This window comes from Parvularcula sp. IMCC14364, assembly GCF_030758415.1.
Lineage (GTDB): Bacteria > Pseudomonadota > Alphaproteobacteria > Caulobacterales > Parvularculaceae > Aquisalinus.
Genome location: NZ_CP132334.1, coordinates 48,048 through 62,688, shown reverse-complemented (window position 1 = coordinate 62,688; position 14,641 = coordinate 48,048). Strand labels below are relative to the sequence as shown.

Here is a 14,641-nt window from a genome sequence, read left to right as displayed (position 1 = left end):
ATCAATCCTGATCCTTGAACTGCACCGTTGATTGCCGTTCGCGATTCACCATCAGACGGGTGACATCCGGCCGGGAATAGTGACCAACAACGTCAAGGTTCTGGCGTTCACGGCGCACCTGCGCCTGGTCTATATCCGCAATCAACAGCGCTTCCTCGCCAATCACCGGCTCAATAACCCAGCTTCCATCCGGCGCAGCAATACAGGACGCCCCATTCGCCATAAAGTCCCCGGCATTGGCGGCAATCTCATCGGCATGGGGAAAATCATCCGGAATATCTGTTTTACGCATCAGGCCCGAGACGGCGATAACATAGGACCGGGCCTCTTTGGCGATGAAAACCGGCAGATCCTGCGTATTGTGCAGCCCGCCCGGCCAGATCGAGACATGCAGGTCTTCCCCCTGCCCGTAAAGCGATGCGCGGGCAAGAGGCAGCCAGTTTTCCCAGCAATTCAGACCACCGACTGTGAAGTTGCCCAGCGGATGTACCCGCAACCCATGACCATCGCTCGGGCCCCAGACCAGCCGTTCATCATATGTGGGCTGAAGTTTGCGGTGGACAGAACCAACGATGCCCTCAGGCGAGATATAGACGATGCTTGCATAAAGCGTATGCCCACCCCTGTCCGGCGCGCGCTCCATGATGCCAAGATAGACGGCAATTTTTTTTTGCCGCGCCAGGTCACAAAGCGGCGCGAGGTCGCCCCGTTCAATTACGACGCCCTGGTCGAGATAAAGCGCATAAAAATTTTTCTGGCGTTCATCATTAAACCTGGCACCACCTGTGCGCTCTACCCAGAAAGGATAGCCCGGTAACAAGGCCTCGCCGAAGGTGACCAGATCAGCCCCCTCATCGGCTGCCTGCGAGACGCAGCCCATGATTTTCTGCAAGGTAGCACTGCGATCAAGCCACACTGGCGAAATCTGCGCCAGCGCCACGCGCAAGCCGTCCTGCGCTTGTGGCGACATTGATGTTTCAGCAATGACAGTTTTCACAACACATTCTCCCTTCCCACAATCTAGCGCGTATCGGCCAGCATTGAAATGCACTCGCGCCGTATGCCTTGCGCGAAGCAATTCTTTCTTTGCCTGACCCGATTTTTGGCTGTAGCGTTAATGTTCAAAGAGGCGGGGACATGCATCAGAGTTGGGAAAACGAATTTCGCGATACGTTGCCGATCAGCAATACGCTGATCGCTGCAGGCATTCTCATCATCATGACGATTCTGGGCGGTCGCTTCTTCGTCACCTCCACGCCAGCGGATGCGCCAACTATCGAGGCTGGCCAGCTCAGCCTTGCAGATTGGGATTTTTCCAGGGGCACGGTGCAGCTGACCGGTGAGTGGGAGTTTTACTGGAAAAAATATCTTGGCGAAGACAATCTCGCCCCATCGCCGACCCCAGTTTTTGGCAACGTACCTGATGTCTGGCACAATTTCGATATTGATGCCGTGCAGCAGGATATTGGCAGGGATCATACAGCTCGGGGATACGGGACGTATCGCCTGACCATTCAGGACCTGGAGCCGGGACCATATTCGGTCTTCATCCCGATACTCTACGCGCCGAGCCGAATCTGGGTGGATGGCGAATTACTCACAGAAAACGGCGCGCTTGCCCGCGATTTCGGCGCCGGAGAAGAAGCCATCTGGAAGGGCCATTTTGCCGGCTTCAATACTGATGACTCGGATATTGAAATCCTGATCGAAATTTCAGATCACATTCATGGTGATGGCCGCTTCATTGTCCCGCCGGTCTTCGGGCCGCCGGATGTCATTTCTGATTACATCACTGTATTCAATGTCCGGGACCTGCTGATCCAGGGAATCGCAACCGTTCTGTTCATATTCGGTGTTGTGCTGTTCCTGTTCCGGCGCAGTGATTATGCCTCCCTCTATTTCGCAATTTTCGCGCTGTCCTTCGGCACGGTACTTTCGTTTCTCGGGGTGAGCCTGCCGGAAGTGTTGATGCCGAATCTCGACTTCTGGACCAAGCTCAATATCTTTTACGCCGCAGAATGCGTGGCCGTGATCTCTGCCGCTGCCTATATCGCGGCATTATATCCTGATGAACGCTTCAGAATCGTCGACAGACTTATCCTGATCATCCCGGCATTCTTCCTGATTTATGTGACCATCATTCTCTCAGCAAAACCGGATCCGTTTGACTTTCCTCAGTATGCCATTTTCCTGAATGTGATCATTCCTCTCACGTCTCTCTACATTCTGGTGACGGTCATCCGCGCCGCCCTGAACAACCGGGATGGTGCCTGGATATTCCTGTTCAGTATGCTGATCCTGATCTACTGCGCGATTGGGGAGATTTTGGTCACAAACGGGACACTGCCGACCATTCCGGCGATTGGCCTTGGCCTTGGCATGACATCTCTGGGCTTTATGATTTTCCTGATCGCCCAGGTTATCGTGCTCGCGCAGCGCTGGACGCATACGCTGCAGACATCCGAAAAAATGACCACCGACCTCTCGCGGTTGATTGAAGTTACATCCGCCATCTCTTCAGAAATACGGCTGGAAACCCTGCTGGGGCGAATTGTGCATGGCGCAACGGAATTCATACATGCTGAACGCTCTACGCTCTTTTTGTATGATGAGCGCACGGACGAACTCTGGTCCCTGATTGCTGAGGGTCTTGAAAACCGGTGCCGATTCAACCGGTCATCGCAACACAGGTATTTAATCGCTCAGCTGGGGTCTCATAGTCCAGTGTTTTTCTTGGGCGCTCATTTAGTTCTCTGGCGATCGCGTCCAACTGCTCCTGGGAGTGCACTGACAGATCCGTTCCCTTGGGGAGATATTGGCGCAATAGCCGATTGGTGTTTTCGTTCGTGCCGCGCTGCCATGGACTTTGCGGATCGCAGAAATAGACTTCGATATCCGTTTCAACAGTGAAGCGCTTATGCTCTGCCAGTTCATGGCCTCGATCCCAGGTAAGGGATTTATAGAGTTCGTCTGGGATTCTGTTGGCATGTTCGATCAACGCATCGACGACGGTTTCAGTGCGCCGGTTGGCTACCTTTGCAAGCATCACATAGCGCGAGTGACGCTCAACCAGGGTCACGATGAAGCTATGCTTGGGACCACAAATCAGGTCACCTTCCCAGTGACCGGGGACGGCGCGATCCTCCACCGAAGCAGGTCGTTCGCTGATCGAGACCGCATCCTTGATCTGTCCGCGTGGGTCTTTGCCTTTAAGCGCATGTCTTGAACCGCGTAACTGGCGACACGTTCGTAAATACTGCACGAGCTCTTTCTTCAGCACACCGCGCGCCTGTACGTATAGGCTTCGATAGATCGTTTCATGAGACACGTTCATCGCCTCTTGCCTTGGGTGCGCCCGCGCTAACCAGCCGGCGATCTGCTGTGGTGACCAATGGCGCTGAAGCTTGCAAACTACAACTTGCCGCAACTCATCATGCATGGCCAGCTTGCAAGGCTTCGGACGTAGGGCCTGCTTCCAGGCGCGCTTATCTGCTTTGACCGCGCGGTAACGCCTGGCGCCACCATTGCGCTTGATCTCCCGGCTGATGGTTGAAGCAGCACGCCCCAAAGCGCGTGCAATCGATCGGATGGATCGGTCCACCATAAGTCCTCGAGAAATCTCTTCACGCTCAGCCAAACTCAAACAGCCGGGCGCGCGGCGACGTTCAACCGGAGTATACCCACCCGTCGAACGAATATGTTTGAAAATGCTCGAAGATGGTTTTCCGAACTCTCGCCCGATCGACTTCATTTGTTCGCCGCGTCGCCATCGCTCCCACAGCTCTGCCTTTTGAGCCGGTGTAAAGCCAACCCGTACGTATTTCTTCCTCATCACTGTCGCTCCACATATCGAATTTATCGTATGTGTTGCGACGACCCATTGAACGCACACGGGAAATCCGGATGCCGGCGACAGCTGGCCTTGCCGGTGCCTGCTTCCAGACGGGCTCCACCATCAACGTGCCTGATGCCTATGCGGACCCGCGCTTCAACCAGCAATGGGATGTCACGAATAATTTCCGTACCCGTAACATCCTGACCATGGCTGTGGAGGGCAAGAGCGGGAAACGTATTGGCGTCATGCAGGTGCTGAACAAGATCGGCCGCCGCTTCGAGGCGATTGACGAAGAACGCCTGCACGCTTTTGCTGCTCAGGCGGCCATCGCCATCGAGAATGCAGAACTGTTTGGCGAAGTTATTTCGGCCCGGAATTACAATGAAAGCATTCTCGGCTCGATGTCCAATGGCGTTGTCACCATCAACGCCTTTGGCAATATTGAAAAAATCAATGCCGCCGCCCTCGCGATTTTTGGCGGTGAAGAGCTGGATTATATGGGCACAGATGCCAATACATGGCTGGCCCGGGACAATGAATGGCTGATTGAGGAACTTTCCACCATGCGCGGCGAGGGTGTTGCCCGTACGCTGCTTGACGTTGACGTGACTATTCCGGGCGGTGACAGCAAATCACTGAACATTTCTATTGTTCCCCTGATCGATCAGGACGGGGATGATAATGGCACCTTGATGCTTGTTGAGGATATTACGGGCGAGAAGCGTCTGCGCGGCACCATGAGCCGCTTCATGACCAAGGAAGTCGCTGACAAGATCCTTGATGATGGCGAGGATTCGCTTGCCGGCTCCCGGGTCAATGCCTCGATACTGTTTGCAGACCTGCGGGGCTTCACGTCCCTTTCCGAACAGTTGGGCGCGCGCGGAACGGTTGCCATGCTGAACGAATATTTCGGCGAGATGACCGACGCAATCTTCAACTGGCAGGGCGTGCTCGACAAGTTTATTGGCGATTCAATCATGGCCGTTTATGGCGCCCCGATTGAAGGGGACCGTGACGCTGACAACGCACTTGCCAGTGCCGTCGAGATGAAACAGATCCTGACACGCCTCAATGCTGTTCGCGCAGAACGCAATGAAGAGCCGCTGAATATCAGCGTCGGGATTGCAACCGGCGAAGTTATTGCCGGGACGATCGGCTCTGCCAAGCGGATGGAATATACCGTGATCGGTGACTGTGTGAATGTGGCGGCGCGGCTTGAAAATCTGACCCGTTACTACGGCGCTGATATCATTGTCAGCGAGGATACGCTTGAGCAGGCAAAGGTTTCTGTCCTGAACCGTGAACTGGATTTGATCCGCGTCAAGGGCCGTGCACGCCCGGGTGGCATTTATGAAATTCTTGGCCACCATACGGAGGAAACTTTCCCGAATATGGAAGCTGTGCTGCATCACTATCAGGCGGGTTTAACTGCCTACCGGCAACGCAACTGGGACCAGGCCATAGCAGAATTTGCAGCGGCGCTGGCAGCCCATGAAGACGATCGCCCATCACAAATCTATATCGACCGCGCCCGCGTGTTCAAGGAAAGTCCGCCACCGGATGACTGGGATGGTGTCTGGACGATGACCAGCAAATAATCACTGCCAGGAACCGTTTTCAGTCAATTGCCGCAACCAGGCGCTCGCTCCAAGCAACCCGGTATTCTCCGCCGTGACCAGATGCACGGGCACGCTGGCAAGGTAATTCTCCATCGGCGCCTTGTTGGCGAAACCAGCGGCAAAGTCTCCTGCCAGCAGGATGTCCGGCAATCGTGGCAATATCCCGCCCGCCAGTCGTACACCGCCGCGCGCGCCACTCGCCAGCACAGCATCACCAGCGACCTGCCCCATGATCCGGCAAAACAGGCGCAGCGTCGCCAATGCCGTTTCATCGCGCCCGGCAACACCTGACTGCGTTACCTCTTCCTGTGTGCTTAGCAGCCGGTCTTTGCCTTCAACCTCGCAGAAAGCCTTGTACAAACTCAATAATCCGTTCCCGGAAAGAATATGCTCGTTGTGGACGCGCGGAGTAACTTTGCGCAGGAGCCCATGAATTTCGCGTTGCATCTCGTCTTGCGGCGCAAAGGAGACATAGCCGGCCTGTGTTGCGACCACACGGCTTTGCCCGGCTTCGCGCAACAGAATCGCCTGACCGAGTCCGGTACCCGGGCCTGTGACCAGCACAGGCGCAGTTCCATCCGGACTGCCCGCACATACACAGATTAATTCGTCCTGGTTTACATGCTCCGTACCAAAGGCCAATGCTTCAAAATCGTTCAGGATATGCAGCGCGGTAAACTCCAACGCGTCTGCCACCTGATGTATCTCAAAATCCCAGCTCGCATTTGTCATCGTCACGCGCTGCCCGGATCGTGGCCCTGCCACGGCCATGCAGGCATGAGTTATTGTCGCATTCACATCCTGAAGATACGCGCATACGGCCTCTACGGGACTGGAGAAATCAGCAGTCCTGAGTTGCCTGATTGCCTCTAGCTGCAACGGCCCGACAGAGCGGGAGAGCGCAAATCTGGCATTGGTGCCGCCAATATCAGCGACCAGAAAAGTTTCTGCCATGCCCGTGCCTTTCTTTACGGCAAATGCCATTGCCCTTGTTCATGAATACCTCATAGGGTGCAAATTCATGTTTCAAGCCTGTATCATCAAGGCCCCATAAAGACCAATACCCGGCACGGCACCGGGAAGGAAAGATAACAGATGAAAGAATGGTGGCGCGGCGCGGTAGTCTACCAAATCTATCCGCGCAGTTTTCTCGATACCAGTGGAGACGGGACAGGTGACTTGCCGGGGATCATCCAGAAACTGGATTATATCGCAAACCTTGGCGTGGATGCGGTCTGGCTGTCACCTTTCTTCCCCTCACCTATGAGGGATTTCGGGTATGATGTTGCCAATTATTGTGACGTAGACCCCCTTTTCGGCTCCCTTGAGGATTTTGATGCGCTGGTTTCACAAGCGCACGCGCTGAGCCTGAAGATTATCATTGATCAGGTTTATTCGCATACATCGGACCAGCATGAGTGGTTCATGACCAGCAAAATGTCTCATGATAATGAAAAAAGTGACTGGTATGTCTGGGCAGACCCGCAGCCTGACGGTACACCGCCAAACAACTGGCAGTCGGTTTTTGGTGGCCCGGCATGGACATGGGATAACCGCCGTCGGCAATATTATTTGCACAACTTCCTGTCGAGCCAGCCTGACCTGAACCTGCATAATGAAGATGTTCAGGATGCGCTGCTGAATGTTGCGCGTTTCTGGCTGGATCGAGGCGTGGACGGTTTTCGTCTGGATGCCCTTAATTTCGGGATGCATGACGAGACCCTACGCAATAACCCGCCGCGCCAGCATTTTGAGACTGAACCAACGCGGCCATTTGACTTCCAGGAGCACGCCTACAACCTGTCACATCCAGAACTGCCAGTGTTTCTGGAGCGGTTGCGCAGCCTTCTTGACCAGTATCAGAACGAACGCTTCACCGTGGCTGAAATTGTCGGGCCTGAGCCTTTGCAGGAAATGAAAGACTATACAAAAGGGTCCAACAGACTGAGTGCCGGATACAGCTTTGACTATCTCTATGCAGATGACCTGTCCGCCGACCTGGTGCGGAATGTCTCTGCCGACTGGTCAGATGCGGGAGATTCCGGCTGGCCTGCCTGGGCGTTTTCCAATCATGACGCGCCGCGCGTGAATTCACGCTGGGGCGGTGAAAACGCTGACGCCGAGACAGCGAAACTCTTCGCCATGCTGTCACTCGCCTTACGCGGTACTGTCTTCCTCTATCAGGGGGAGGAACTCGGGCTACCACAAGCGGAAATACCCTTTGACCGTTTGCAGGACCCGGAAGCCATAGAGAACTGGCCCGAAACACTCGGGCGTGATGGTGCACGCTCTCCCATGCCGTGGACTGAAAACGATCACTATGCGGGCTTTTCAACCGTAGACCCCTGGTTGCCGATTGACATGCGACATTACGCACTTGCAGTTGACCTTCAGCAAAGGGATGAAAAATCAGTCTTGAGTTTTGTACGTGACTTGATCGCCTTCAGAAAGTCCTCTGATGCCCTAAAAACCGGCTCTCTTGTTTTTCTGGATACGCCGGATGACGTGCTGGCATTCACCCGCGGCACTGATGAGGGTCAGGTTTTTTGCATCTTCAACCTTGGCAGAACACAGGCGAATCTGGACCTTCCATTATGCACACAGACGGAGATAAAGTTTAGCAACAGATCTGCAAAAACCAGCGTTCTACCTGAAACTATCCCTGCCATGACAGGCTACTGGCTTTAGTCTTGAAAGCATCGCGTAAGTCAGTCGATGATCCGTCTGATGCCTGCAAACCTCTGAAAGCGTTGCCAGAGCTGTTCAGCAGAGATTTATTTTTCAAGGTACGACCAAGATGGAGGAGCACCCGCTTCAAGCGCCCCTTGATCTAGGGTCTGTACCCAATTTAACTGATTGATTTGTTTGTGCAAAGCGTGATTCAGGGATTTCCGAAAGGGAGTCTTAAATGGCGCGGTTTGATTTGTCGGATGAAGAATGGGCGGTGATTGAACCGTTGTTGCCAAAGGTTAGCCGCGGCCCGAAGCGCAAAGATGATCGTACGATCCTGAACGGCATCTTTTACATTTTGCGCACAGGCGCGCCATGGCGGGACTTGCCGGAACGATATGGACCGTACACGACTGCTTACAATCGGTATAACAGGTGGGGCGAGCGCGGCGTCTGGAAGGGCATATTCGATGCGCTCGCTGAAGAATGTGAGGACAGTCTGATCTTCATAGACGCCTCGATTGTCAAAGCTCACCGCGCAGCGAGTGGCTCAAAAAGGGGGAACTGGCGGAAGATATTGGACGCTCACGGGGCGGTCGCACAAGCAAAGTTCACGTGGCCGTAGATGAAAATGGCAGGCCATTGCGCATTGAGGTCACTGGCGGCCATGTTCATGACAGCCAGGTGATGAATGTCTTCCTCGACTGGGAGATGCCGCCTCTGGCGATGGTCCTGGACAAAGCCTATGGCAGTGCGAAGATCAGGCGCGATATCGCCGATGAAGGTGCGTTGGCGGTTATTCCCGCCAAGTCCAATGCGCGCAATCCGGTCCCGCATGACACCAGCCTTTACGCCATGCGTAATATTGTCGAGCGGTTCTTCTACAAAATGAAAGACATGAGACGGCTGGCTACACGGTTCGAGAAATCTCGAAGGAACTTCATCAACATGATATATCTCTTCGCAGCAAAATGCTGGATCAATTGAGTCCACACCCTAGCCTTTACAGGAGTTTGAGCGGAGTTCTCGGACTTCATTGACTATACCGCCTATCCAGATTTTACCTGAGTGGAAGAAACGCCCTACGGGTCGGCTATGAAGGCTGATAGAATTTGCTCAGCCTATATCAGCACCAATAACAGACCTATAATGTTTACAGTGACAACATCCATGCTGTATAGTCCGGTATGCGCCTCAGCAGAAGGACACGCTTATGGCAAGGCAACATGTGGATGTACTGATTGTTGGTGCTGGAATTTCCGGTCTGAGTGCTGCCTGGCACCTGCAGAAACATTGCCCCGGAAAATCCTTTGCGATCCTTGAGCAACGTGCCCAGATCGGCGGCACCTGGGACCTGTTCCGCTATCCCGGCATCCGTTCAGACAGCGACATGTACACACTTGGCTATCGCTTCAAACCCTGGACCCACAATAAAGCGATCGCCAGCGGCGAGGCAATTCTCACCTACCTGAACGAAACAGCAGACGAAAACGATATTCGTCAACATATCCGCTTTAACCGGGAGGTGTTGACGGCCCACTGGTCTTCTGCGCAGGCCCACTGGCTGGTGACATTTCGGAATCTTGAAAATGGTGAGACAGAAGAGATAACCTGTTCGTTCGTCTGCGTATGTGCTGGATATTACAATTACAAAGCAGGGTACACGCCGGATTTTCCCGGTTGTGAGGATTTCTCCGGTGAGGTCGTGCACCCCCAGTTCTGGCCAGAAAATCTTGATTATTCAGGCAAGCGTGTCGTCGTTATTGGCTCGGGCGCCACCGCAGTCACGCTTGTCCCGTCCATGGCGAGTGCGGCACAGCATGTCACCATGTTGCAACGCTCCCCCTCCTATGTTGTTTCACGGCCAGCAGAAGACAAGATCGCGCAAGGCCTGATGAAGGTATTTCCTGCCAGCTGGGTGTACACACTGATCCGCTGGCGGAACGTCCTGTTGCAGATGTATATGTTCCGGTCTGCGCGCAAGAACCCACAAAAGGCGCGTACATTTGTTCTCGACCTTCTGAAAGATGAACTGCCGGAAGGATACGACATTGAACGTCATTTTACGCCGGCATATGACCCCTGGGACCAGCGCCTCTGTCTGGTACCGGACAGTGACCTGTTCAAGGCAATCAGTAGTGATTCCGCCTCTGTCGTGACCGATCATATTGACCGCTTCACCGCAGATGGCATACTGCTGAAATCCGGTAATACACTGCCCGCGGATATTATTGTGACGGCGACAGGCCTTGACTTGCATAATTTTGGCGGGGCGCAAGTCTATGTTGATGGCAGGCAGGTCAATTCCGGTGACGCCATGACCTATAAGGGCATGATGTATTCTGATGTGCCCAACATGAGCGCGACATTTGGCTATACGAACGCTTCATGGACATTGAAAGCCGACCTCACCTCGGAGTTCATATGCCGCATCCTGAATCACATGGACAAAACAGGCGCTAAAGTCTTTACGCCGCGTCTGACAGATCCAACCATCATCCCCGAACCAGTCGTTGACTTCAGTTCCGGTTATTTCAAACGCGCTGAACACAAGATGCCCAAACAGGGCTCTGCCAAACCCTGGCGCCTGAACCAGAATTACGCACTGGATATTCTTGCCCTACGCTTCGGCAAGATTGAAGATGGCGTCCTGGAGTTCTCTGAAGGCACCAGCGCAAACGACGCGATCAACGCCATCGCGGCTGAGTAAACCATTCTGTGGGTGATTGCCCGGTCACAGCTCTAGGCCAGGTCCTCAAAGGGACCGCACAGAAAAATGTTGACGCACCAACGGCATAATGCCCAACTGCCTGTATGAAGATATTCAGGCCTATCATAATCGGCACTATCCTTATTGTCGGCGGCATCACAGTTTTTACCCTGATGTCAAAGCGTGGTGATCACCCCCCGGCAGCGCCGCGCGGGGATGTTGTCCTCTCTGATTTTTATGTTCCGCCCACAGATTTACCTGACAGGCCGGGCGTCCTTGTTCGCCACGAGCGTCTGAATGACGCTTCACATCTGGGGAGCGCTGCGGATAACATTTCTGTTCTTTACACCTCCACAGAAGGCCTGGGTGGTGAAGTGATCAACGCCGTCTCAGGCGCGCTCTACCTGCCAGAAGGCACGCCGCCCGCAGATGGGTGGCCATTATTGGTCTGGTCTCATGGCACGGTTGGGATCGGTGACGTCTGTGCGCCATCTGATGCGGGGCGCAGCGACCGGGATCGTACTTATCTGAACCCATGGCTGGAAGCTGGCTATGCCATTGCTGCCTCCGATTATCAGGGGCTCGGCACACCAGGCACGCATCCATATATGGACGCCCGGACAATGGCCTATAATAATCTCGACCTGATACGTGCGGTCCAGGCAAGTTTTGCGGTGAGTAAAGAAGTTGTCATCGCCGGTCAGTCACAGGGCGCGTCCGCCGCCATCGCAACCGCAGGCCTTGCAAAGCAATATGCCAGTGACATTGATCTGCGCGGAATCATGGCAACCGGCATCCCCTATTTCTCGTGGAAAGTGATATTTGACCTTGTCAAAAATTCCGATCCTGACGCCGTTAATGCCTCACTCACCCTCTCTCTATACATGCTTACCCTGACAGAAATGCTTGACCCAGCGTTCAGCCTGGATCGTGTGGTCAGCGATGAAGCAAAGCCAATCGTTGACGAGATTGGTAAAACATGTGTTTTTGATTTTATCGGCAAGACACAGGACGCAGGCCTTACATCCCGAAAGACGTTTAAACAACGGACAGAATTTGCGCTCATAAAAGCCTTTGGCCGTATGAGATATCCGGCACCCAATTTGGACACCCCTATTTTTACAGGAACGGGTACGGATGATAAAATCACGCCATTCGACATGCAGCAAGCCTTCGTCGAAGACACATGCAAAGCAGGCGCAATTATCGCGCCGCACGTCTATGAAGGTGCCAACCATGATCAGGGCCTTCTCCTGTCCACGCCGGATGCAATGAACTTTGCCCGATCCGTGATGAACGGCGAGAGAGTTGAAAACGCCTGCCCGGCCCAATAAGCACGCCATAGAAGGCAGATTACCGGGTCGGACGATGAGGCATTAGCCGCGCTCACTCTACCTGCAGAATCCGTGGCTTGACTCGCGCTGCTGTCGGGCGCAAGGCGATTTCCTCTTGAACGACTGAAGGGAAATGTCATGGCATATAATATCGCAATCGTAGGCGCGACAGGCGTTGTCGGACAGGAAATGCTGAGCATTCTGGCGGAGCGTCTGTTCCCGGTAAATGAAGTATTTGCCCTCGCTTCACGCGCCAGCATCGGGCGCGAGGTGTCATTTGGTGACAAGGACCTGAAATGTCTGGACCTTGCAACGTTTGATTTTTCCCGCGTCGATATCGCTCTGTTCTCTGCCGGTAGCGCCGTTTCAAAAGAGTGGGGGCCAAAGGCGGCAAAGGCTGGCGCCATTGTAATCGACAACTCCTCACACTTCCGGATGGACCCGGATGTGCCGCTGGTGGTGCCGGAGGTAAACCCGGATGCCGTGGCCGGTTTTGCAAAGAAGAACATTATTGCCAACCCGAACTGCTCCACCGCACAACTTGTCGTCGCCCTGAAGCCGCTGCATGACAGGGCCCGGATCAAACGGGTTGTTGTGTCCACCTATCAGTCTGCTTCAGGGGCAGGCAAGGATGCCATGGACGAATTGTGGAACCAGACCAAGGGTATTTATGTCGGCGATGAGCCGACACCAGAGCAATTCACGCGGCAGATTGCATTTAATGTTATTCCGCATATTGATGACTTTATGGAAGATGGATCCACCAAGGAAGAGTGGAAAATGGTTTCAGAAACCAAGAAGATGCTCGACCGTTCCATAAAGTTGACGGCAACCTGCGTGCGCGTGCCCGTTTTTGTCGGGCACTCCGAAGCGGTCAATATCGAGTTGGAAGAAGAACTGAGCGCTGAAGAAGCCCGTGCCATCCTGCGAGAATCACCCGGCCTGCTGGTTATCGATAATCCGGAGGAAGAGCAATATGTCACACCTGTTGAGTGTGTCGGAGATTTTGCCACTTTTGTCAGCCGTGTCAGGGAAGATCCGACCGTCGAGAACGGCCTTGCCCTATGGGTTGTGTCAGACAATCTGCGCAAAGGCGCGGCTCTTAATGCCGTACAGATTGCAGAATTGTTGCTGAATCGCGGTCTGTTACCCCAGCGTGACGCCTGAGGTGGGCGCTGACAACAAACCGTGCTCGAACAGACTCTGCCTTGATCTGATCCGGAAGAGCTTGGGACGACACGGATGAGCGAAGAAGAACGCAACATTCGCACCGGCGTGTTCTCTGCCATGGCGGCCTACACAATGTGGGGCTTCTTCCCGATCTATTTCAAGGTCGCGGACGGCGTCACCGCAACAGAAATGCTGGCACAACGCATCATCTGGGCGGTTCCTGTGGGGGCACTTATCCTTACATTTCGCCATCAGTGGGCGGAGGTGCGCAAGATTTTTCCGGATACGCGAAAATTGCGCGCCCTTTTCCTCGCAGCCATTGCCATCGCGACCAACTGGGGCGTCTATATCTGGGCTGTGCAGACGGAAAAGATATTTCAGGCAAGCCTCGGCTATTATATCAACCCGTTGATCTTTGTACTCGTTGGCGTGCTGGTCACAGGTGAAAAACTGAGCCGTCTGCAAATGATCGCCGTTGGCCTTGCAACAATAGGTGTCTCTATACTGACCGTTTACGGTGGTGTCTTCCCGTGGGTTTCAATCTTCCTGGGCATCAGCTTCACCCTATATGGCTATATCCGCAAAACGGTTGGTGTTGGGGCCATGCCGGGCCTGTTCATCGAGACTTTGCTCTTGCTGCCATTCGCCCTTGTCTATTGGGCATGGCTCATCAATGCTGGCAGCTCAGCCTTTTTCGAAGGGGGCATGAGACTGCCGCTGCTTTTGCTGCTGGCCGGTCCTTTCACAGTATTACCATTGCTCTGTTTTGCGATTGGCGCCCGACGCCTGAAACTGTCGACAATCGGTTTTCTGCAATATATTGGCCCGACCCTGCAATTCTGTGTAGGCCTTTATTATGGTGAAGATTTCACGACAGCACACGCATTTTGTTTTGGCTCAATCTGGATTGCGGTGGCAGTCTACTCACTGGATGCCTGGCAGAAGGGACACCCGCGCTCAAGCGTCCCGCGCGCGGAAACGTTTGATAACACCGTTGAACCTGATGAGTTCCTCACCTCCCCCAAGCAGGGACCCTTCAACAAAGATGATACTGGAGCCCTCACGGACGATCCGCCCCTCGGCATGGATGAATTGCCCAAGCCGCCCCGGCCGTAGGTAATTCATATTGAGCGATAATGTGGCGCCATTCATCGCGGTATTGCCACCGGTCGCCAGTACAAACATGCTGATATCCGCCAGTGTTGCCAGTGCGCCGCCATGCACCACGCCGTTCAGATTGCTATGGCTCGGATTGGCCAGAAAACCAAGTCCCGGTGGGTCGCGTCGCACAAACATCGGCGCT

At 54.1% G+C, this 14,641-nt stretch carries 9 protein-coding genes and 3 pseudogenes; 8 read left to right on the top strand and 4 right to left on the bottom strand.

What is annotated here, in order from left to right:
• Window position 1: 1 nt before the first annotated feature.
• A complete protein-coding gene (locus RAL90_RS00290) occupies window positions 2-970 on the bottom strand; it encodes a carbon-nitrogen hydrolase family protein (protein ID WP_372340489.1) in 969 nt (322 codons plus the stop codon).
• 167 nt (window positions 971-1,137) lie between these two features.
• Between RAL90_RS00290 and RAL90_RS00285 the strand changes: the two are divergent.
• Window positions 1,138-2,427: pseudogene (locus RAL90_RS00285) on the top strand (7TM-DISM domain-containing protein); the annotation flags it as partial.
• A gap of 241 nt (window positions 2,428-2,668) precedes the next feature.
• On the opposite strand, the gene RAL90_RS00280 reads toward RAL90_RS00285, so the two are convergent.
• Entirely contained in the window at window positions 2,669-3,832 is a 1,164-nt protein-coding gene (locus RAL90_RS00280) for an IS30 family transposase (RefSeq protein WP_306252534.1), read from the bottom strand.
• A gap of 71 nt (window positions 3,833-3,903) precedes the next feature.
• On the opposite strand from RAL90_RS00280, the gene RAL90_RS00275 reads away from it, so the two are divergent.
• Complete coding sequence (locus RAL90_RS00275) at window positions 3,904-5,433, top strand: adenylate/guanylate cyclase domain-containing protein (protein ID WP_372340391.1); 1,530 nt, start codon at window positions 3,904-3,906, stop codon at window positions 5,431-5,433.
• Here the strand turns inward: RAL90_RS00275 and glk are convergent, their stop codons facing one another.
• Complete coding sequence (gene glk / locus RAL90_RS00270; protein WP_306252532.1) at window positions 5,434-6,438, bottom strand: glucokinase; 1,005 nt, start codon at window positions 6,436-6,438, stop codon at window positions 5,434-5,436.
• 111 nt (window positions 6,439-6,549) lie between these two features.
• Here glk and RAL90_RS00265 point away from each other — a divergent pair, with 111 nt between their 5' ends.
• The 6 genes and pseudogenes from RAL90_RS00265 (at window position 6,550) to rarD (ending at window position 14,454) form a co-directional block, all read left to right on the top strand.
• The gene (locus tag RAL90_RS00265) at window positions 6,550-8,142 is read left to right on the top strand and encodes an alpha-amylase family glycosyl hydrolase (RefSeq protein ID WP_306252531.1); all 1,593 of its coding nucleotides are present in this window, start codon (window positions 6,550-6,552) and stop codon (window positions 8,140-8,142) included.
• A gap of 220 nt (window positions 8,143-8,362) precedes the next feature.
• Window positions 8,363-9,111: pseudogene (locus RAL90_RS16220) on the top strand (IS5 family transposase).
• A 226-nt stretch (window positions 9,112-9,337) separates the two neighbouring features.
• Window positions 9,338-10,834 carry an NAD(P)/FAD-dependent oxidoreductase gene (locus RAL90_RS00250; protein WP_306252529.1) on the top strand — a complete coding sequence of 499 codons (1,497 nt, stop codon included), beginning with the start codon at window positions 9,338-9,340 and terminating at the stop codon, window positions 10,832-10,834.
• Window positions 10,835-10,938: 104 nt separating this feature from the next.
• On the top strand, window positions 10,939-12,168 hold the full coding sequence (locus tag RAL90_RS00245) for an alpha/beta fold hydrolase (protein WP_306252528.1): 1,230 nt from the start codon (window positions 10,939-10,941) through the stop codon (window positions 12,166-12,168).
• A gap of 138 nt (window positions 12,169-12,306) precedes the next feature.
• Window positions 12,307-13,335 (top strand): aspartate-semialdehyde dehydrogenase, encoded by a 1,029-nt coding sequence (locus tag RAL90_RS00240; RefSeq protein ID WP_306252527.1) that lies wholly within the window; start codon window positions 12,307-12,309, stop codon window positions 13,333-13,335.
• A gap of 75 nt (window positions 13,336-13,410) precedes the next feature.
• Window positions 13,411-14,454 carry an EamA family transporter RarD gene (gene rarD / locus RAL90_RS00235; RefSeq protein WP_306252526.1) on the top strand — a complete coding sequence of 348 codons (1,044 nt, stop codon included), beginning with the start codon at window positions 13,411-13,413 and terminating at the stop codon, window positions 14,452-14,454.
• Here the strand turns inward: rarD and RAL90_RS16215 are convergent.
• Window positions 14,428-14,634 (bottom strand): annotated as a pseudogene (locus RAL90_RS16215) (PaaI family thioesterase); the annotation flags it as partial. The gene rarD and the pseudogene RAL90_RS16215 overlap by 27 nt on opposite strands.
• Between the last annotated feature and the right edge of the window lie 7 nt (window positions 14,635-14,641).